This window comes from Pseudomonas sp. (genome assembly GCF_046581935.1).
Taxonomy (GTDB): domain Bacteria; phylum Pseudomonadota; class Gammaproteobacteria; order Pseudomonadales; family Pseudomonadaceae; genus Aquipseudomonas.
The window spans coordinates 36988-57669 of sequence record NZ_JAYGFK010000002.1; the positions used below are offsets into that span (position 1 = coordinate 36988).

General features: G+C 60.1%; 20 protein-coding genes. 14 read left to right on the forward strand and 6 right to left on the reverse strand.

Features of this window, described 5'->3' with window-relative positions:
- Window positions 1-75 precede the first annotated feature (75 nt).
- Window positions 76-834 carry an L-ornithine N(alpha)-acyltransferase gene (gene olsB, locus VCA57_RS01685; protein ID WP_411183226.1) on the forward strand — a complete coding sequence of 253 codons (759 nt, stop codon included), beginning with the start codon at window positions 76-78 and terminating at the stop codon, window positions 832-834.
- A gap of 311 nt (window positions 835-1145) precedes the next feature.
- Entirely contained in the window at window positions 1146-1925 is a 780-nt protein-coding gene (locus VCA57_RS01690) for a lysophospholipid acyltransferase family protein (RefSeq protein ID WP_411183227.1), read from the forward strand.
- Here the strand turns inward: VCA57_RS01690 and VCA57_RS01695 are convergent.
- Complete coding sequence (locus VCA57_RS01695) at window positions 1922-2506, reverse strand: ACP phosphodiesterase (RefSeq protein ID WP_411183228.1); 585 nt, start codon at window positions 2504-2506, stop codon at window positions 1922-1924. The two genes, VCA57_RS01690 and VCA57_RS01695, sit on opposite strands and share 4 nt — an antisense overlap.
- 126 nt (window positions 2507-2632) lie before the next feature.
- On the opposite strand from VCA57_RS01695, the gene VCA57_RS01700 reads away from it, so the two are divergent.
- The 6 genes from VCA57_RS01700 (at window position 2633) to codA (ending at window position 9357) form a co-directional block, all read left to right on the forward strand.
- Complete coding sequence (locus tag VCA57_RS01700; RefSeq protein WP_411183229.1) at window positions 2633-2935, forward strand: ArsR/SmtB family transcription factor; 303 nt, start codon at window positions 2633-2635, stop codon at window positions 2933-2935.
- Between the two features lie 39 nt (window positions 2936-2974).
- A complete protein-coding gene (locus tag VCA57_RS01705; RefSeq protein ID WP_411183230.1) occupies window positions 2975-4141 on the forward strand; it encodes an MFS transporter in 1167 nt (388 codons plus the stop codon).
- Window positions 4142-4158: 17 nt separating this feature from the next.
- Window positions 4159-5214 carry an alkene reductase gene (locus VCA57_RS01710; protein ID WP_411183231.1) on the forward strand — a complete coding sequence of 352 codons (1056 nt, stop codon included), beginning with the start codon at window positions 4159-4161 and terminating at the stop codon, window positions 5212-5214.
- Window positions 5215-5609: 395 nt separating this feature from the next.
- Window positions 5610-6884, forward strand: a complete 1275-nt coding sequence (gene codB, locus VCA57_RS01715; protein WP_411183232.1) for a cytosine permease — start codon at window positions 5610-5612, stop codon at window positions 6882-6884.
- Window positions 6881-8122: a PucR family transcriptional regulator gene (locus VCA57_RS01720; RefSeq protein WP_411183234.1), complete on the forward strand. Its 1242-nt coding sequence runs from the start codon at window positions 6881-6883 to the stop codon at window positions 8120-8122. The genes codB and VCA57_RS01720 overlap by 4 nt, the downstream gene beginning before the upstream one ends.
- Window positions 8119-9357, forward strand: coding sequence for a cytosine deaminase (gene codA, locus VCA57_RS01725; RefSeq protein WP_411183235.1), 1239 nt, complete (start codon window positions 8119-8121; stop codon window positions 9355-9357). The genes VCA57_RS01720 and codA overlap by 4 nt, the downstream gene beginning before the upstream one ends.
- 109 nt (window positions 9358-9466) lie before the next feature.
- On the opposite strand, the gene VCA57_RS01730 is transcribed toward codA, so the two are convergent.
- A complete protein-coding gene (locus tag VCA57_RS01730; RefSeq protein ID WP_411183236.1) occupies window positions 9467-10318 on the reverse strand; it encodes an ATPase in 852 nt (283 codons plus the stop codon).
- A gap of 483 nt (window positions 10319-10801) precedes the next feature.
- Between VCA57_RS01730 and VCA57_RS01735 the strand changes: the two genes are divergently transcribed.
- A complete protein-coding gene (locus VCA57_RS01735) occupies window positions 10802-11113 on the forward strand; it encodes a hypothetical protein (protein ID WP_411183237.1) in 312 nt (103 codons plus the stop codon).
- 1 nt (window position 11114) lies between these two features.
- Here the strand turns inward: VCA57_RS01735 and VCA57_RS01740 are convergent, their stop codons facing one another.
- Window positions 11115-12107 (reverse strand): NAD-dependent epimerase/dehydratase family protein, encoded by a 993-nt coding sequence (locus VCA57_RS01740; protein WP_411183238.1) that lies wholly within the window; start codon window positions 12105-12107, stop codon window positions 11115-11117.
- 163 nt (window positions 12108-12270) lie between these two features.
- Between VCA57_RS01740 and VCA57_RS01745 the strand changes: the two genes are divergently transcribed.
- Window positions 12271-13326 carry a saccharopine dehydrogenase family protein gene (locus VCA57_RS01745; protein ID WP_411183239.1) on the forward strand — a complete coding sequence of 352 codons (1056 nt, stop codon included), beginning with the start codon at window positions 12271-12273 and terminating at the stop codon, window positions 13324-13326.
- A 2-nt stretch (window positions 13327-13328) separates the two neighbouring features.
- Here VCA57_RS01745 and VCA57_RS01750 read toward each other — a convergent pair whose 3' ends face one another.
- Window positions 13329-14222: a LysR family transcriptional regulator ArgP gene (locus tag VCA57_RS01750; protein WP_411183240.1), complete on the reverse strand. Its 894-nt coding sequence runs from the start codon at window positions 14220-14222 to the stop codon at window positions 13329-13331.
- A gap of 99 nt (window positions 14223-14321) precedes the next feature.
- Here VCA57_RS01750 and VCA57_RS01755 point away from each other — a divergent pair, with 99 nt between their 5' ends.
- From VCA57_RS01755 to VCA57_RS01765, 3 genes are all read left to right on the forward strand, one after another.
- Window positions 14322-14723, forward strand: coding sequence for an ACT domain-containing protein (locus tag VCA57_RS01755; protein ID WP_411183241.1), 402 nt, complete (start codon window positions 14322-14324; stop codon window positions 14721-14723).
- Between the two features lie 5 nt (window positions 14724-14728).
- Window positions 14729-15340: a LysE/ArgO family amino acid transporter gene (locus VCA57_RS01760; RefSeq protein ID WP_411183242.1), complete on the forward strand. Its 612-nt coding sequence runs from the start codon at window positions 14729-14731 to the stop codon at window positions 15338-15340.
- Window positions 15341-15528: 188 nt separating this feature from the next.
- Entirely contained in the window at window positions 15529-16110 is a 582-nt protein-coding gene (locus VCA57_RS01765; protein WP_411183243.1) for a superoxide dismutase, read from the forward strand.
- A gap of 221 nt (window positions 16111-16331) precedes the next feature.
- Here VCA57_RS01765 and VCA57_RS01770 read toward each other — a convergent pair whose 3' ends face one another.
- Together VCA57_RS01770 and VCA57_RS01775 are read right to left on the reverse strand one after the other, a co-directional pair.
- On the reverse strand, window positions 16332-16976 hold the full coding sequence (locus VCA57_RS01770; protein WP_411183244.1) for a hypothetical protein: 645 nt from the start codon (window positions 16974-16976) through the stop codon (window positions 16332-16334).
- Between the two features lies 1 nt (window position 16977).
- On the reverse strand, window positions 16978-18273 hold the full coding sequence (locus tag VCA57_RS01775; protein ID WP_411183245.1) for an ammonium transporter: 1296 nt from the start codon (window positions 18271-18273) through the stop codon (window positions 16978-16980).
- Window positions 18274-18531: 258 nt separating this feature from the next.
- Between VCA57_RS01775 and VCA57_RS01780 the strand changes: the two genes are divergently transcribed.
- Window positions 18532-20595: a putative bifunctional diguanylate cyclase/phosphodiesterase gene (locus VCA57_RS01780; RefSeq protein ID WP_411183246.1), complete on the forward strand. Its 2064-nt coding sequence runs from the start codon at window positions 18532-18534 to the stop codon at window positions 20593-20595.
- The last annotated feature ends 87 nt before the right edge of the window (window positions 20596-20682 follow it).

Genomic DNA, 20682 nt, shown 5'->3' on the forward strand with positions numbered 1-20682 from the left:
CACAACGGTTAGGCAACGCGAAAGCAACATAACCGAGCGCAGGCGTTTGCACACCGCCGAAATGGAGATGACGGCATGACCCAGATGGCAATTACCCGCGACCGCACCACCCCAGCACGTCGCCTGCAAGCCGAGCGCTTAGTCGGCGCTTTTGCCCTGCGCGAAGCTCAGGCCCTGCGCTTTCGCGTATTCAGCGCCGAATTCGATGCACAGCTCAAGGGTGCTGAACTGGGCCTAGACATGGATGACTACGACATTCACTGCCAACACATCGGCGTGCGTGATCTCAACAGCGGTGAATTGGTCGCCACCACCCGTTTACTCGACCATCAGGCTGCAGCCGGCCTAGGGCGCTTCTACAGCGAAGAAGAATTTAGCCTGCACGGCCTCACGCACCTCGAAGGGCCAGTGCTGGAAATCGGCCGCACCTGCGTTGACGTCGCCTACCGTAACGGCGCAACCATCGCCGTATTGTGGGGCGAGCTGGCCGAAGTGCTTAACGAAGGCGGCTATCGCTACCTGATGGGTTGCGCCAGCATCTCCATGCAGGACGGCGGCATTCAGGCCCAGGCCATCATGCAGCGCCTGCGCGAGCGCTACCTGTGCAACGAGCACCTGCGTGCCGAGCCGAAAACCCCGCTGCCGGCGCTGGATATACCGAGCAATGTGATTGCCGAAATGCCGCCGCTGCTCAAGGCTTACATGCGCCTGGGCGCGAAGATCTGCGGCGAGCCGTGCTGGGACCGCGACTTCCAGGTAGCCGACGTGTTTATCCTGCTCAAGCGCGACGAGCTTTGCCCGCGCTATGCACGGCATTTCAAGGCAGCGGTTTAACCGCCCATGAGCACAACAGCACAAGCGCCGGCACTCTGTAGAGATCGCGGCGGCTTGTGCCGTTGTTCGGTGTTGAGTTGCAGGGGCTCTTAACCGATGCTTGAAGACGGCAAACCGTAGGGTGGGTTAGGCGCGGGACCGCTGACGGCAAATTGATGCATAGTACGTTGCGCCGTAACCCACCAAACAGATCTGACCAAGCAACGTTTGCTGAGTTACGTGGCGCACAAACGCCGTGGCTACGGTGCCACCCTACACAATCTGCATGCACCCATAATGTGACCAAGCTTTTTGGCTCGCCGGAGTGGTCAATGAAGAAATTGCGTTTATATCTACGCCTGCTGCGCCTGCTGGCGGTGATCAGCCTTGGCACCCTGCTGGCCGCTGGCATCACCCTGCTGGAGCGCCTGGTACGGCATGACCTGATGCCAACCCGGCAACGCCTGACCCGCTGGTTTCTCGCCCGCCTGGCCGCCACGCTCCCATTTCGCCTGAGCGTACAGGGCGAGCTGCCGCGTCAGCCCATGTTGTGGGTCAGCAATCATGTGTCCTGGACCGATATTCCGCTGCTCGGCATGCTCACCCCACTGTCCTTTCTGTCCAAGGCGGAAGTACGCACCTGGCCGGTGGCCGGCTGGCTGGCGCTCAAGGCTGGCACCCTGTTTATCCGCCGTGGTTCGGGGGACAGCAGCCTGCTCAACCAGCAGCTCGGCCGCCACCTGCAGCAGGGCCGCAATCTGCTGATCTTCCCTGAAGGCACCACCACCGACGGCCTCGGCTTGCGCACCTTTCATGGTCGCCTGCTGAGCAGCGCCATCGACAGCGGCGTACCTGTGCAACCGGTGGCCATCCGCTACCTGCGCGGCGGCCAGCCCTGCAGCGTGGCGCCATTTATCGGTGATGACGACATGCTCTCGCACCTGCTGCGCTTGCTGGGCAGTGACCTGGCCGAGGTACAGATCCAGCTACTGATGCCGATTGCCAGCGCAGAGTTCAATCGCAACGCCCTAGCCCGCGCGACCCAGCAGGCAATCAGCCAGGCGCTGTTTGGTAACGCTGCAATGTCCCCAGCAGAAAGCCAAGCGGCCTAACCAGCCAGCCCTTGCTCGCGGGCGACAAAAGCCTGCAACTCGGGATAGAACTGGCGAAAGTCCTCCAGCAGCGGTTGATACAACCGCTCCAGTTCATTCAGGCCGCCCGCCAGCAACCCCGGCCGCGACAAGCGCCGATCAATCCCCGCGACCACCTGTTCAAGCACGGCAAATTCGCGGTAACTGCCTAGCCAGTCCTGCGCAGCCATGCGTGGCGCAATCAGCGCCAGGCGCTCAGGTAGGCGCGGCTCGCTATTGAGTACCTGATAAACCCGCCCGGTGAAAATCGGCAACGGCTCGGCGGCGTAGTCGGCCCAGTTCAGCGCCAGGCAGTGATCGAAAAACACGTCGAGGAGAATCCCGCAATAGCGCCGCCGCTCGGCAGGAAAGCGCGCCCGCGCCTGCAATTGCAGCGGGTGGCTGTCCGTGAATACGTCGATGCGCCGATGCAGACGGATTGCTGCCTCAATATCCGCAGGCCATTGCCCGGCCAGCGGCCCTTTGACGAAGTCGCCATACAGGCTGCCAAGCAGTTGCGCCGGCGCGTTACCACCGAGGTGTAAATGGGCGAGGTAATTCATGCCTGACAGCTTACACATCAGCACAGCTGATGATGACTATCGTCACGAACAATCTGTATATCGCCTGCGACCGATATAAGGTTCGCCCCATCGCGATACAGCGACAGCACACACGGGAAGCCGCGCATGCCATTCGACATCGATGAAGTAATCAAAGCCCTGGCTCACCCAGTGCGGCGCGACATCCTGCACTGGCTGAAAGACCCTCAGGCCTACTTCGCCGACCAGGACCACCCGCTGGAAATCGGCGTCTGCGCCAGCAAAATCGACCAACGTACCGGCCTGTCGCAGTCGACAGTCTCCGCCCACCTGGCGACCTTGCAGCGGGCGGGCTTGATCAGCAGCAAGAAGGTCGGCCAGTGGAACTTCTTCAAACGCAACGAAGACGTCATCCAAACATTTGTCCGACTGATCAGCGACGAGCTGTAAGCCCATAACACGTATCGATCTATTCAAGGAGTCGCTGACATGCCCCCAGCTCTACTTATTCTTGCTCTGTCGGCCTTTGCCATTGGCACCACCGAGTTCGTCATCATGGGCCTGCTGCCAGAAGTAGCCGGCGACCTTGGTGTATCGATCCCAGGTGCCGGCTGGCTGGTCACCGGTTACGCCCTGGGCGTGGCCATCGGCGCGCCATTTATGGCTTTAGCCACCGCCAGTTGGCCGCGTAAAGCCTCGCTACTGATGCTGATGAGCATCTTTATCGCCGGCAATCTGTTCTGCGCACTGGCCAGTGATTACCAAATGCTGATGCTGGCGCGGGTGGTTACCGCCCTCTGCCATGGCGCGTTCTTCGGTATTGGTTCGGTGGTTGCCGCCAGCCTGGTGCCAGCCAACCGCCGCGCCTCGGCCGTGGCCCTGATGTTCACCGGTTTGACCCTGGCCAATGTGCTCGGCGTGCCGCTGGGCACCGCACTGGGACAATATGCCGGCTGGCGCTCGACCTTCTGGGCAGTAACGCTAATCGGCGTGATTGCGCTGATCGGCCTATGGCGCGTGCTGCCGAACAAAACCGATGAAGTCAAAGCTGACTTCGCCAGCGAAGTTCGCGCCCTGCGCGGTGCCGGCCTGTGGCTGGCGCTAAGCACCACGGCGCTGTTCTCCGCCTCGATGTTCGCCCTGTTCACCTACATTGCCCCGCTACTTGGCGACGTCACCGGCGTATCACCCAACGGCGTGACCTGGACCCTGCTGCTGATCGGGCTCGGCCTGACCCTAGGTAACGTGCTTGGCGGCCGCCTAGCCGACCGCAATCTGAAAGCCACCCTGCTCGGCGTGTTCGTCGCCATGGCGGTGGTTTCCAGCGTGTTCAGCTGGACCAGCCAAGCGCTGGTTCCGGCCGAAGTTACGCTGTTCCTCTGGGCCATCGCCGCGTTCGCTGCCGTGCCGGCGTTGCAGGTCAACGTGGTGGCCTTCGGCAGTGGCGCACCGAACCTGGTATCGACCCTGAATATCGGCGCGTTCAACCTCGGCAACGCGCTCGGTGCCTGGGTCGGCGGCCTGGTGATTGCCGAAGGCTTCGGCCTCACCCGCGTGCCGCTGGCTGCTGCGGCGCTGGCCATATTGGCGCTACTCGCCACCCTGCTGACCTTTAGTACCCGTATCCCTGCACCTGAACTTGCACTCAACGAATAACCTGAGAGGACCGCTCCATGACTACGCTTTTTGACCCGATCAAGATCGGCGACCTTGAACTGAACAACCGCATCATCATGGCCCCGCTGACCCGCTGCCGCGCCGATGAAGGCCGCGTACCCAACGCGCTGATGACCGAGTACTACGTACAACGCGCCTCGGCTGGCCTGATCATCAGTGAAGCCACCGCCGTCACCCCGATGGGCGTTGGCTACCCGGATACCCCCGGCATTTGGTCGGCTGACCAGGTGCGCGGCTGGAGCAATGTGACCAAGGCCGTGCACGCCGCTGGCGGCAAGATCGTCCTGCAACTGTGGCACGTTGGGCGCATTTCCGACCCGCTGTACCTGAACGGCGAGTTGCCGGTAGCACCAAGTGCCATCCAGCCAGCCGGCCACGTCAGCCTGGTACGGCCGATGAAAGGCTTCGAAACCCCGCGTGCGTTGGAAACTGAGGAAATCATCGACGTCGTCGAGGCCTATCGCCTCGGTGCGGAAAACGCCAAAGCGGCCGGCTTTGATGGCGTGGAAATCCACGGTGCCAACGGTTACCTGCTCGACCAGTTCCTGCAAAGCAGCACCAACCAGCGTACGGATCAATACGGCGGTAGCCTGGAAAACCGTGCACGCCTGCTGCTGGAAGTCACCGATGCCGCCATCGACGTGTGGGGCGCTGGCCGCGTGGGTGTGCACCTGGCACCACGTGCCGACTCCCATGACATGGGCGACGCCAACCGCGCCGAAACCTTCACCTATGTCGCCCGCGAACTGGGCAAGCGTGGCATTGCCTTTATCTGCGCCCGTGAGAAGGAGGCCGACGACAGCCTGTCGCCAAGCCTGAAGCAAGCCTTTGGCGGCGTGTTTATCGCCAACGAACGCTTCACCAAGGATCAGGCCAATACCTGGCTGGCTGAAGGCAAGGCCGATGCAGTGGCCTTCGGTATTCCGTTTATCGCCAACCCAGACCTGCCAGCCCGCCTGGCACAGGACGCCGAACTGAATACCCCGCACCCAGAAACCTTCTACGGCCAAGGCCCAGTCGGCTACATCGACTACCCAACGCTGTACGTCTGAGAGGGGCTTCTGCAGCCCTGACTCGGCTTAGCTCTATCTGGATAAACGCCAGACCTCAAAGCGCCCGATGCCTAGCATCGGGCGTTTTCCTTGTACGCCAGACTCTCGCCTGCAACCCCACACAAAAACCGCCCCCCTGTTGCCGCTAATTTCGACACTGCCCACGCCTCAGCGACTAACTGAGCCAAATGCGTGCAGGCCAGGCACAATCTGCACCGCCGCAGACCATACTGTTCACTTACTACAACAATGAAGCTTAAAAACCCGCTATAAACTGCATTTCATTGTGCTAACTGCACAACAATCCTTGTCCGTGTCGCCCAAGTTTACCCAGCGATCTAAATTGGCACGCTGCCTGCTATCACCAGGTTCTTACCCACTCTGGAGTGATGGACATGAATCAAGCCCCGCAAGACAGCGACTACCCCCTGAGTGAAGTGCCAAGTGGCGCGCGCAAGGGGCTGCTATCAACCGCCATTCTGCTGTTCGGCTTCACCTTCTTCACCGCCACCATGTTCGCTGGCGGCAAAATCGGCATGGCCTTCGACTTCAAAACCCTGCTCTGGGCGGCGGTGATCGGTAACCTGCTGCTCGGTCTGTACGCTGCCGCACTTGGCCTGATTGCCTGCCGTAGCGGGCTCAACTCGGTGCTTATGGGGCGCTTCTGCTTCGGCGAAGTGGGGAGCAAACTGTCGGACTTTCTTCTCGGTTTCACGCAGATTGGCTGGTACGCCTGGGGCACCGCGACCATTGCGCTGGTGCTGGTACGCCTGCTCGACCTGCCCGAAGGACTGACTATTCCGCTGATGGTGCTGTTTGGCTTCGGCTTCTGCATCACCGCCTTTATTGGCTACCGTGGCCTCGACCTGCTGTCACGCGTGGCCGTGCCGGCGATGCTGGTTCTGCTGGTTTGCTCTCTATGGATCGCCACTCGCGACGCCGGTGGCTGGACGGCATTGCTGGCCATCGAACCCAAGGACAGCATGACGCTGAGCATGGCCATCACCCTGGTCTTCGGCACCTTCGTCAGCGGCGCAACCCAAGCCACCAACTGGACCCGTTTCGCCAAAAGCGGCCGTGTAGCGGTGTTTTCGAGCCTGATCGGCTTCTTCATCGGCAACGGCCTGATGATCATCGCTGGCGCTTACGGGGCCATCGTTTACCAACAACCTGATGTGGTTGAAGTGTTGGTACTGCAAGGCCTGTCGATGGCTGCCGTGGTGATGTTGTTCCTCAACCTGTGGACCACCCAAGACAACACCATCTACAACTTCGCCGCTGCCGGCTGCAACATGCTGCGCACCGACCGCCGCAAAACCGTGACTCTGGTCGGTGCCGGTATCGGCACCCTGCTGGCAATCGGCGGCATGTATGAAATGCTGATTCCATTCCTGATCCTGCTCGGCTCGATCATTCCGCCCATTGGCGGGGTAATCATGGCTGACTATTTCTACTGCCATAAACAGCACTACCCAAAGCTGGCCGAAGCACAATTGCCGGCCTTCAACTGGACCGGGCTTGGTGCCTACCTGATCGGCGCGGTGTGTGCGTACCTGTCACCCTGGGTTGCCCCCATCGTTGGCATTCTGGTCGGTGCACTTGCCCATATCGTGCTGTTTGAAGTGCAACGGGCGCTGAGCGGTCAACTGCCGGCCAAAGCTAACCCATGAGCCTACGCGTGGCCGACGTACTCGCCCTCCCCGGCCTGCAAAGCCTGCAACTGCGGGCCGGCGCTGCTGGGCTGGACAACCCGGTACGCTGGCCATACGTGGCCGAGAACGAAGGTATTGCCGATTGGGTGATGGGCGGCGAACTGATCTTCGTGACCGGCATCAACCACCCGCGTAACGAAGCCAACCTGCTGCAGCTGGTACGTGAAGGCCACCAGCGAGTGGTCGCCGGCCTAGTCATTCTGACCGGCGAGGAGTTTATCCAGCACATCCCCCGCTCGGTCATAGATGAGGCCGAGCACCTCGGCATCCCTCTACTGGAGCAGCCGTACCAGTTAAAAATGGTCATTGTCACCCAGGCCATCGGTACGGCGCTGGTCGAGGAGCAAGTGCTCGGCCGCTCACGTCAGCATGTGCTGGAACAGCTATTAGAAGGTGACTATCGCTCGCTGGATGTGCTGCTGCAGCGCGCCAACAACCTGCGTCTGCCGCTGGCGGTGCCGCGTCAGGTTGCCCTGTTCAAGCTCGACGGTGGCGAACGTTTGTTCACCGTCGAGCCGCCAGAACAGGCCGAACGCCAGTTGCAAAGCCACCGCCAGCAACTGCAACGCCAACTGGAACAGAGCCTGAGTGAACTCGGCGATGCCCTGGCGCCGATCTGCCAAGGTGAACACTGGATCGCCCTGCTGCCAGCCCACGACAGCCAACACGAACAACGCAACCGACGCGCCATGATGAAGCTGCTGGAGCAGCTCAATCAGCAACTGGCACCGCTGCGCCTGTTTCTCGGCCTAAGCGACGGCGATCATCGCCCCGAACGCTATGCCCACGGCCTGAGTGAAGCACGCCAGGCCTTGGTCGCGGCGCAATCATTCCCGGAGCGCCTGGGGCTGTGCAGCTTCAACGAGCTGGGCGTGCTTGAATTGCTCGGCGCAATTCGTGATCGCACCCTGCTCGACCGCTTCGTCGAGAACATACTCGGTGCCCTAATCGGCGACGACTCGCGCCACGAGCCGGTGCTGATGCCGACCCTGGAGGCGTGGTTCCATGAGAACGGTAACCTGGCTCTGGCCGCCCAGCGTCTGGCCGTACACCGCAATACCCTAGGCCATCGCCTACAACGTATCGAAGCCCTGACCGGCTGCTCGTTCGACGACCCGCATGATCGACTGAACATCGCCGTAGCCCTGCAAATCTGGCGGCTCTCACCGCCGCGAAGTACAAGGAATAGTGGATGAATATCGTCAACGCCCGCCTACGCAAGCAACCCGGCCTGTACCGCATAAAACTGGACGGCGAGCGCATTGCCGCGATTACGGAACAGCCGGCCCTCGTCGCTGCCGATGCCAACGATCTGAACGCCGCCGGCAATCTGGTTACCGCGCCCTTTATCGAGCCGCACATTCACCTCGACGCCACCCTCACCGCCGGCGAACCCGCCTGGAATATGAGCGGCACGCTGTTTGAAGGGATTGAGCGCTGGGGTGAGCGCAAGGCGCTGGTCACCCATGAAGACACCAAACAACGCGCGCGCAAAACCATCGACATGCTGGTCGACCATGGCATTCAGCACGTGCGCACCCACGTCGACGTGACCGACCCGACGCTCGCCGCGCTCAAGGCGATGGTCGAGGTGCGCGAAGAGGTGCGTCACCTGATCGACCTGCAGATTGTTGCCTTCCCTCAAGAGGGTATCGAGTCGTTCGCCAACGGCCGCGCGTTGATGGAACAGGCGATAGCCCTCGGCGCCGATGTGGTTGGCGGCATTCCGCACTTTGAGAACACCCGTGACCAGGGCGTTAGCTCGATCAAGTTCCTGATGGACCTGGCCGAGCGCACCGGCTGCCTGGTGGATGTGCATTGCGACGAAACCGACGATCCGCACTCGCGGTTTCTTGAAGTGCTGGCTGAGGAGGCGCGCGTGCGCGGCATGGGTGAGCGCGTTACCGCCAGCCACACCACGGCCATGGGCTCTTACGACAACGCTTATTGCTCAAAGCTGTTCCGCCTGCTCAAGCAATCGAAGATCAACTTTATCTCCTGCCCTACCGAGAGCATCCATCTGCAAGGTCGCTTTGACAGCTTCCCTAAGCGCCGTGGCCTGACCCGCGTGGCGGAGCTTGATCGAGCGGGGATGAATGTCTGCCTGGCGCAGGACTCCATCGTCGACCCCTGGTACCCGCTGGGTAACGGCAACATTCTGCGTATTCTCGAAGCCGGCCTGCACATCTGCCACATGCTCGGTTACGACGACCTGCAGCGCTGCCTGGACTTCATCACCGACCACAGCGCGAAAACCCTGAACCTTGGCGAGCGTTATGGATTGGCGGTAGGACGTCCGGCGAATTTGCTGATTCTGTCCGCGCCTGACGACTATGAAATGCTGCGCAGCCAGGGCCACGCGCTGATTTCGATCCGTGCCGGCAAGGTGCTGATGCAGCGCACACCCGCACAGATCAGCCGCGCCAGCTAGCAGACCGTTACACGACGGGGGCGCACCAGCCTAACGCTGGCCGCCCCCGCCGAGTAGTCAATTCGCCGGGCTGCTGAGCACCGGCACATAACCCTGCAGAGCGAAGCCCTTAGCGGGCGTCGATCTGCTGCTGCAGGTTCTGTACCTGGGCTTGCAGGGTGCTGATATTGCGCGTCATCTGCGCGCGGAAGGCATCGAACTCCGCTGTATTGGTGCTATTAGCGGCTGGGCGGGTTTCCAGATCGCCTTTCAGCACCAGCAAATCCTGCTCCAAACGGGCAATGGCCTGATTCGGATTGCCCAGCTTCTTCAGCGCCGCAACATCGCTGCTCAAACCGGTGATTTTTTCAGCCAATTTGGCCTGATCAGCCTGGGCGCTCTTCAGGGTAGCCTGCTCGCTCTTCAGCACGGCCTGATCGGCGTTGAGCTTGTTGAGCATGCTCTCAAGCTTCTCGCCACCGCCCGCCTGACCTTTTACCTGCACGGCCAGTTGCTCAAGGCTTTGGCTTTGCTCACTTTGTTTGCTGATTGTGCCCTGCTGCTGCTTGCTCAGCTCCGCCAGCTTGCTTTCCAGTTGCTTGACCTGCAGTTTCAGCGCTTCACTGCCGCTGGTTACCGACGATTCGGTGGCCACCACCTTGCCGGAAATATCCTGAATCCGCCCTGCGGCCTCTTCGCTGATGCGCGCGAAGCTTTCCTGAGTGGCCACCAGTTGCTGCTCCATCAGGCTGATCTGCTGAAAGCTCCACCAACCAAGCCCACCCAAAGCAATCATCAAGGCTCCAACCAGCGCCCAAAGCGCGCCGGTGTTGGCCGATTTTACGGGTGCAGCAGTTGCCGCACGGGCATATGCGGAGCCGCGCGCAGGCTCTGGCTCATCTGCCGCATAGTCATCGTGATCACGCAGATCAGCCCGCAGGCTAGGCACGTGATCGAGTTCATCGTTGGCATCGTTACGCATGGGTCAACCTTCAAAAAAGCGCGGGGTGAGGAGCCTGTCGGACTTAACATGGCTCGGCTGCGGAAAAGCCGGATGGCCACTTTAGCTGCTCTTTTTCGTTAAATAGCTGGCTATTCGCCTCAAAAGACCAACAAAACTGACTCAAACCGGACTTTCCCTCGCTACGAACGGTCAAGCCCGACAGGCTCCATGCAAATTTGCCGCGCAGTATAACGGTTCGCGCGCAGCGCTTCAGTGTCGCGCCATCGCAGTGCAAGGCGCACCGACGAAGAGCATGGCCACAGGCCATCGACTCGCTGCAGGCCACGCAGTTCCACAAACTGTGAACTGGTATGCGCTTTGCACTTGTCTATTTGCGACGTTTCGCAGCTCTAGAGACCCATGATGCTGCAAACGCGACCCGCACGCGGCAAACGCGGCGAGACCAGGCTGGGCTTTCGGGATAAAAGCACCCAGTCCACTTCTAATAACGGGGGAAGGTCCATGGAACTGAATAGAGAAGTGTTGGATTGCATGAAGAGCCTGCGCCGCCGGCTGCGCGAGGAGCAGGCGGTGGATATTCGCATGAGCCAGCCTGATGCGATCAACCAAATGCTAAGCGCCTGTCTGACCTCCAGTAATGAAGAAACCCGCCAGCTAGGGCAGATGTTAGCGCGCTACAACGACCTGCCATTCGCCGAGCCTGCCACCCCGCAACGCATGCAAGCCGGTCACCCGTTGCTGGCCGAAGAGATCGATCAGCGGCCGCCCAGCGGCTCGGTGCGAATGTATCGCGGGCAACGCGTCTACGCCTGATTCAGCCGGGATGATGCGCTTGCCACCAAGCGCAGAACTCATCCAGTGCAGTCCACAAACTGGTCTTGGGTTGGTACTCCAAGTAATGCTGGGCGCGGCTGATATCCAGGGAGAAATCCTTGGCCATAACGGCCACGCCTAGGCGAAACAAAGTAGGCTCCGGGCGGCCTGGCAATAGCTTGCATACCCCTTCATTTAGCGCCGCCGCGCCATACGCCAAGCCATAGGGCAGATGCCGAGTCACGGGCGGCATATCAAGCTTGCGCAACACATAGTTGACGACATCCCACAGCGGCACCGGCGCGCCATTGCTGATGTTGTAAACCTGCCCCAGCGCCGGTCCTGCGGCCAGCAGGCAACTCATCAACGCCTCGTTGAGGTTGTGCACGCTGGTGAAATCAACCTTGTTCAAGCCATTGCCGATGATCGATAGCCGGCCTTTGCGCTGCATACTGATCAAGCGCGGAAAGATGCTGGTATCACCCGCCCCGGTAACAAAGCGTGGACGCAGCGCGAGCACTTCCAAGCCAAATTCCTGAGCGGCAAACACCTGCTGCTCGGCGAGAAACTTGGTCTTGCCGTAGTGATCGGAAAAGCGCTTTGGTAGTTGTTCTTCACGCAGCCCAACATGCGCCTGACCATCGAAATACACCGACGGCGAGGACAGGTGCACCAAGCGCCGCACCTTCTGTTTAAGGCAGGCGTCCACCACGTTCTCGGTAACCGTGACGTTGGCCTGGTAAAAATGCTCGTAACGCCCCCAAACCCCAACTGCGCCAGCACAATGCACGACCGCGTCGACGCCACGGCACAGCTGCTGCACCAGCTCCGGATCGGACAGATCACCCTGGACAAACTCAGCGCCCTGCGCACGCAAGTGCTCAACCGCCTCAGCGCGCCGCCCGTTAACCCGCACATTCAACCCCTGGGCAAGGGCAAAACGAGCAAAACGCCCACCAATAAAACCACTGGCCCCGGTTACCAGAATATTCATTGCCGCCCCCTTCGCCTTGATCGCAGGCCACTCTAGCAGCGTGTACCGGCAGTTGCCGTGGCATTACAAGCCAGAACAACGACTGTGCAAACCGCGCAATAAACCAACAGAGAAGCACACAGCGGCTAAGCTGCCCCCACACCACACAACAAAGGAGCTGCGCATGGCCACCCACTGGATGATCTACGGCGCCAACGGTTACACCGGGCACTTGATCGCCGCCGAAGCCAAGCGTCAGGGCCTCACGCCTATTTTGGCCGGCCGCAACCCGGCTGCGGTGCACGCCCTAGGCAGCTTGCTCGGCCTGGAGTGCCGCATATTCGATATCCAGCAGTTGGATCGAGCCAAGGCGGCGCTGGCTGACATCGCGGTAGTCGCCCACTGTGCCGGGCCGTTCTCCGCCACCAGCGCGCCGATGCTCGACGCTTGCCTGGCCAGCAGCACCCACTATGTTGATATCACTGGCGAAATTAGCGTGTTTGAAGCCGCACAGCAGCGCGATCAGCAGGCCCGTGAACACGCTGTGGTGGTCTGCCCTGGCGTAGGTTTCGATGTCATCCCCACTGATTGCCTGGCCGCCTGCCTGCACCAGGCGTTGCCCGACGCCACGCAGCTGGAATTGGGTTTCGACACTGGCAGCGGATTGTCACCAGGCACCGCAAAAACCTCGGTGGAAGGCCTCAAGTTCGGCGGTAAAGTGCGCCGCGCGGGGATCATCACCGATGTGCCGCTGGGTTATAAACGTCGCGCCATCAACTTTGGCCGGGGAGAGAAACCCGCAGTGACGATTCCCTGGGGCGATGTATCAACCGCATACCACTCGACCGGTATCGAAAATATCGAGGTGTACCTGCCTATGCCGACCGCCGCCGCGTTGGTCATGCGCCTGCTCGACCCGTTGCGCGCCCTGTTGGGGCTGGATGCCGTGCAGAACTGGCTCAAACGGCTGATCGAAAAACGCGTAAGCGGCCCGAATGAAGCGACTCGCGAGCGCCAGCGCACCTGGCTCTGGGGCGAAGCACGCAATGCCGCTGGCGTGGTGAAAACCGCGCGACTGGCAACCGCCAACGGCTATGACGTTACCGTGCATAGCGCCCTGCTAGCCGTACGGCACTTGCTGGACTACAACGGCCCAGGCGGCTACTTCACCCCCAGCAAACTACTCGGCGAACGTTGTGTGGAACAGCTACCGGGCTCGGGCAAGGTGCTTATTTCCTAAACTTAGTGCAGCGGCACCAGGCTATAGCTCGCGGCCTGCGTGAGGTGCTGCGTCAACTGGTTGAGCAGTTCGCCGCCATTGCGCCAGTGGTGCCAATACAGCGGCACATCAATCGGCCGCTCAGTGAGCAACTCAACCAGTTCGCCACGGGCTAACTCCGCCTGCACCTGCAATTCAGGAATCAGCCCCCAACCAAAGCCGGCCTGAGCCAGGCGAATAAAGCCCTCAGACGACGGGCACAAGTGATGAGCAAAACCACCTTCGACACCCAGGCTGGATAAGTAACGATGCTGCAGCAGGTCGTCAGGACCGAAGACAATGGCCGGCACATGGGCCAGTGCTTGCGGCGTGACGCCAGTGGGGAAATGCCGGGCAATAAACGCCGGGCTGGCCATGGCCCGGTAACGCATCGCCCCCAATAAGATGGCGCGCGCACCCGCTACCGGACGCTCGCTGGCACACACGCAAGCGGCCACATCACCTGCACGCATGCGCTTGAGGCCGACCTCTTGGTCCTCCACCACTAAATCCATCAGCAGACGCTGCTCGCTGCAAAAAACACCCACCGCGCCCGCCCACCACGTGGCCAGACTGTCCGCGTTGAGGGCGATGCGCAGCCGCTCCGGCAAACCACCCTCATCCAGCCCGGGCACCTGCGCCTGAATATCGCGTTCCAGCAGTCGCACCTGCTGCACGTGGTTGAGCAGGCGACGGCCGATTTCTGTGGGCGCGGGCGGTACGGCGCGTACCAACACGGGCTGGCCGACCCGCGACTCGAGCAGCTTGATCCGCTGCGACACGGCAGACTGCGACAAGCCCAGCACCTGTGCCGCCCGCTCGAACCCCGCCTGCTCCACAACAGCGGCTAAGGCAGCGAGTAACTTGTAGTCGAGCAAATCAGTTTTCCTAATGAGTGATCAGCACTATTGGTTTCTCTTATACATCCGGCCGCAGCAGACTTGCCAGCATCATCCTCCCGGAATAAGGCAGCTCAGATGGCCGGCGAAACTTCACTGACAACCTTGCTACGCAGCATGAGCCCACAACTGAACGAGGGTGCTTACGTCTTTTGCAGCCTTAGCGATGCAGCGCAGCTACAAGGCGTGCTGCCGCTAGGTAGCTTTCAGGAAGCCGAAGGCCTGACGGTGATCCTCCTGCGCCAGCAGGCCGAGCACCTGCGGTTGCCGTACAGCTACGTGGCCGCCTGGCTGACGCTGTACGTGCATTCGGCACTCGAAGCCGTCGGTTTGACAGCTGCTGTTGCCAGCGCCCTGGCGCAAGCCGAGATCAGCTGTAACGTAATCGCCGGCTTCTACCACGACCACCTGTTCGTCGCCCACGCCGATGGGCCACGCGCACTGACCGTCCTGCAACAGCTCAGTGCGCAGGCGGAGTAAGCGATATGTGGCAAAGCTATAGCAACGGATTATTAATCGCCGCCGGGCTGATCATTGCCCTTGGCGCACAGAACGCCTTCGTACTGGCACAGAGCCTGCGCCGCGAACATCACCTTCCGGTCGCTCTGCTCTGTGTCATCTGCGATGCCCTGCTGGTGGCTGCGGGCGTATTCGGCCTGGCGGCGCTACTGGCACAGAACCCCGTGTTACTGGGTGTTGCACGCTGGGGCGGTGCCGCCTTTCTACTCTGGTATGGAACCCAGGCGCTGCTACGCGCAGCCCGCCCGCAAGCGCTGAGCCAAGCTAGCAACAGCAGCACACGCTCACGCAAAGCGGTCCTGCTTGCGACGCTGGCGGTCACCTTGCTCAACCCACATGTCTACCTAGACACCGTCCTACTGATCGGCTCGCTCGGTGCCCAACAAGCAGTACCCGGTGCTTACGCCCTGGGAGCCGCCAGCGCGTCATTAATGTGGTTCTTTAGCCTGGCCTTGGGTGCTGCCTTGCTGGCCCCTTGGCTGGCACGCCCAAGCACCTGGCGCGTTATAGACCTGGGCGTGGCCCTGATGATGTTGAGCATTGCCTGGCAGCTGCTGAGCGACGGCAAACTGGGCTGAAACAGCTCTGCAACAAGCCCGCGCAGGCAGAGCCAAATTGCTTTCCCACACAGTTGCTGCGTGTTTAAGCCGCAGGGCCAGTGCTATGATTCGTGGCTTGCGGCGCAAAGAGATAACTCCCGCCGCTTAGATAGCCGCCCGTGATCGGCTTCGCGCACACCGCAACTGACCTGATTAGGAGATAACCCATGGCTTTCGAATTGCCTCCGCTGCCTTACGCTCATGATGCTCTGCAGCCGCATATTTCCAAGGAAACCTTGGAGTTCCACCACGACAAGCACCACAACACCTACGTCGTGAACCTGAACAACCTGGTCCCTGGCACCGAGTTCGAAGGCAAAACCCTGGAAGAGATCGTTAAAACCTCTTCGGGCGGCATCTTCAACAACGCTGCTCAAGTCTGGAACCACACCTTCTACTGGAACTGCCTGGCACCAAACGCCGGCGGCCAACCGACTGGCGCGCTGGCTGACGCCATCAACGCGGCCTTCGGTTCCTTCGACAAGTTCAAGGAAGAATTCAGCAAGGTTTCCATCGGCACCTTCGGTTCCGGCTGGGGCTGGCTGGTGAAAAAGGCTGATGGCTCCCTGGCCCTGGCCAGCACCATCGGCGCCGGTTGCCCGCTGACCAGTGGCGACACTCCACTGCTGACCTGCGACGTTTGGGAACACGCTTACTACATCGACTACCGCAACGTGCGTCCGAAGTATGTTGAAGCGTTCTGGAACCTGGTCAACTGGGACTTCGTAGCGAAAAACTACGCAGCCTGAGTCCCGGTGTAGCCGAGCGGTCACAAACCGCTACGGTCACCTCGCAAACGCCCTGGCCTCGGCCGGGGCGTTTGCGTTTTAGCACCAACACGGAGTTGCCATGCAAAACATTGAGAGGAACCACTCAGCACCTGAAGAGCACGTGCATAACACCTTCAAACACTTATTCCACCAGGCAACTAGTCCTCGCCACAGCCATCTTCGTCATACCTAAACAACACTCAGAGCAGCTTCTGCGGTGCCAGTTTAAGGTTGTGGCGCTCGGCCTTCTGCACCGCCCGCGTCAGCACCTGATCGGCCGTAACGGGGCCCAGGTACTCGCACAAACCGATATAAAGCAGGTTGAGCAACATGCGCAACTGCTCCAGGTTGAGTACCGTCAAACCGACCGAGCCGCCGTGCTCCAACCAACTGCCGAGGCGCATACGCAATTCAGTTTCCACCGGCATATTGCTCAGGTTGCCAGCAGCAAAGCGGCGTAATCGCCGCACCATTTCAGCATCAAGTAGGCTGAATAACTCGCGGCTAAGCACCTCGAACGTCTGCCATGCCAAGGTATCGGGCACAGGCATTTCCTTGCTCATCACGCCATCGCCTTCGCGCCAGGCTTGTAAGCGCGGCGCAGGATCCGGTAACAGATTGCTGGATGGCCCGGTCAAGGCACTCACCAGTTCGCGGTAGAGGCGTGCGCGCTCCAGCTTGCGTTCACTGCGCTTGACCACTTCAGCCAGAAACTCGTTAAGGGCGAAGGGCGGTTTATCGGCGTACTTGGTTTCCCATAGAGAAAGCAGCGGCAGCACCTCATCCTCGGGAAAGTGACTGGCAAGCCCGGTATAGATAGCGCGTCGACGGATAGTCAGGCTCATCTCAGCCCCTCCGCGCCAGTTCGCGCTCATCGTAGGTTACTGCCTGATTGAACTCCGGATACCCCGCCTCGGCATGCTCTGAATAATCCAGACCACGCTGTTCATGCTGGGTAGAGGCGCGCAAGCCAAGTGTTTTCGCCAGAATAAAGTACATCGCCAACGCCAGTGGAAATGCCCAGAGAAAGGCCGCGCCAGCACCGATCAACTGCACACTGATTCGCGCCCAACTGAACAGATCACCATTGAAGAACATCCCGGCAGCTAGCGTGCCCCACACACCGGCCAGGCCATGTACCGGCACAGCACCAACCACATCATCGAGACGCAGGTAATCCATCAGGCGCATGCCGAACACCACCACGCAACCAGCAACCAGACCAGTAATCAGGGCATACCCAGGATGCATGGTGGCGCAGCCGGCCGTGATGCCCACCAGGCCGCCCAAGGAACCATTCACGGTGGTGCTCAGCAGCGCCGGGCTCGCGGTACTGCGCTGCGCGAGAAATGCACCGAGCGCCCCGGCCGATGCCGCTAAGTGAGTATTCAGGGCAATCAGACCGAGGCTGACATTCATTTCAAGACTGCTGCCGGCATTAAAACCAAACCAGCCCATCCATAGGATGAATCCGCCTAGCGCAACCAAACTGAGGTTGTGACCGGGAATCGTGCGCGGCGTACCATCTGCGGCAAAACGCCCCAGACGCGGCCCCAACACCAGAATCCCAGCCAACGCACACCAGGCGCCGACACTGTGCACCACGGTTGATCCGGCAAAGTCGATAAAGCCCAATTGCGCCAGCCAACCCTGACCACCATAAATGCCGCTCCACACCCAACTGCCAAACACCGGATAGATAAAGCCGCTGATCACCACTGCGCCAATCAGGTAGGCCGAGTAACGCGTACGCTCAGCCATGGCACCACTGGCAATGGTGGCTGCCGTAGCCGCGAACATCATCTGAAACAACAGGAAGGTAAAGTCCCAGGGTTGGCCATCATGCGGCGCAAAATGACTCATGCCGAACCAGCCAGTAATGTTGCTACCGAACATCAGACCGAAGCCGAACAGCCAGTAGGTAATGCCGCCAACACAGCCGTCCATGTAATTTTTCATCATCACATTGACCGCATTTTTCGCCCGCGACATGCCGCTTTCCAGCAAGGCAAAACCAGCCTGCATGAAAAACACCAGGACGCTGGCCAGCACCAACCAGGCGGTGTTGAGTGCTTCATCGCTGGCGGCCTGAGACAATGGCGAAAACCCCAGTACAGCCACTCCTACTAGTCGAGCCTTCATCGCAGCGTCCCCCATAACGGTGAGTACGCTGGGCATCGCAACTCTCATGCCAAAAGGAAACAGCCAAACGGCGCTCCAGTCTCCGGCTAGTCGCACCGACACAGTGCAAGCAGCGCGTTTACTCGTTAGCATTCGCGCTATCGCCGGGCAACAGAATTTTGTTCGACAAACTTTAGTAATGGCCCTTTGACTGCTGACGCGACTTTGCCAATACTTCAGTGCGTCTGACGCCAAAGGCATCGAACAAGGAATCGTCATTTGAAGCTGGAACTCAAAAACAGCTTGTCACTTAAGCTGCTCCGCGTAGTGCTGCTCTCAGCACTCATCGTCGGGGTAGTCCTAAGTTTTGCGCAGATAGTTTTCGATGTGTACAAAACACGCCAAGCGATCACTAACGACGCGCACCGCATTCTTGGTATGTTCCGTGACCCATCTACCCAGGCGGTCTACAGCCTTGACCGAGAGATGGGCATGCAGGTCATCGAAGGCCTGTTTCAGCACGAGTCAGTGCGTATGGCCTCCATCGGTCACCCCAATGAGCCCATGCTGGCAGCGAAATCCCGAGAGCCTGCCGACATTCCAACACGTTGGTTGACCGACCCGATCCTTGGCGAAGAGCAGAACTTCACCACTCAGTTAGTCGGCCGTGGCCCCTACAGCGAATACTACGGCGACCTCAGCATCACCCTCGACACCGCACGTTATGGTGAGAGTTTTGTCACCAACTCGGTCATCATTTTTATCTCCGGGGTACTGCGCGCATTAGCCATGGGCCTGGTGCTGTATCTGGTTTATCACTGGCTACTGACCAAGCCGCTGTCGAAGATCATTGAGCACCTAACCAACATCAACCCGGACCGTCCCAGCGAACACAAGCTGCCGATGCTCAAAGGCAACGAGAAGAACGAACTGGGCCTGTGGATTAACACTGCCAACCAGCTACTCTCCTCCATCGAGCGCAACACCAGCCTGCGCCGCGAGGCGGAAAACAGCCTCCTGCGCATGGCGCAATACGACTTCCTCACGGGCCTGCCAAACCGTCAACAACTGCAACAGCAACTCGATCAGATTCTCGAAGATGCCGGCCGCTTGCAGCGCCGCGTAGCCGTACTATGCGTCGGCCTCGACGACTTCAAAGGCATCAACGAGCAGTTCAGCTACCAAACCGGTGACCAGTTGCTGCTGGCCCTCTCTGATCGCCTGCGCAGCCATAGCGGGCGTCTCGGTGCCTTGGCGCGACTCGGCGGGGACCAATTCGCCCTGGTACAAGCCGATATCGAACAGCCCTATGAGGCCGCCGAATTGGCGCAGAGCGTACTCGACGACCTCGACAACCCGTTTATGCTCGACCAGCAGCAAGTGCGCCTGCGCGCCACAATCGGTATAACCCTGTTCCCAGAGGATGGCGATACCACTGAGAAGCTGCTGCAAAAAGCCGAACAAACCATGACCCTGGCCAAGAGCCGCTCACGCAATCGTTATCAGTTCTATATCGCCAGTGTCGACAGCGAAATGCGCCGCCGCCGTGAGCTGGAAAAAGACCTGCGCGACGCCTTGGCCCTCAATCAACTGCACCTGGTTTACCAACCACAAATTGACTACCGCGATCACAGCGTAGTCGGCGTCGAAGCCCTGCTGCGCTGGCAACATCCCCAGCACGGCTTCGTCCCGCCAGACCTGTTTATCCCGCTGGCCGAGCAGAACGGCACCATCATCCCGATTGGCGAATGGATTCTCGACCAGACCTGCCGTCAACTACGTGAATGGCACGACCAAGGCTTCACCGGGCTGCGCATGGCGGTCAACCTGTCCACCGTGCAGCTGCACCACGCCGAACTGCCACGGGTGGTCAATAACCTCATGCAGGTTTACCGCCTGCCGCTGCGCAGCCTTGAGCTGGAAGTGACAGAAACTGGTCTGATGGAAGATATCAACACCGCCGCCCAACACTTGCTTAGCCTGCGCCGCTCCGGCGCGCTGATCGCCATTGATGACTTCGGGACCGGCTATTCCTCACTGAGCTACCTGAAGAGCTTGCCGCTGGACAAAATCAAGATCGATAAGAGCTTCGTACAGGATCTGCTGGAAGACGAGGACGACGCGACCATCGTGCGGGCGATCATCCAACTGGGTAAGAGCCTCGGCATGCAAGTTATCGCCGAGGGCGTTGAGACCGTTGAGCAAGAGGCCTACATCATCGCCCAAGGCTGTAACGAAGGTCAGGGCTACCTGTACAGCAAACCACTGCCTGCCCGTGAACTGACCGCCTACCTGAAACAGACCAAACGACTGAACAACACGGCCAATCCCGCAACGCTCTAACTTGAGGAGCTTTAAGCAAGCTCACCAACTGATGTAGCGCAAACCCACTCAAGTATTTTAGCGACGGCTAAAGCTGGAACCCCACGA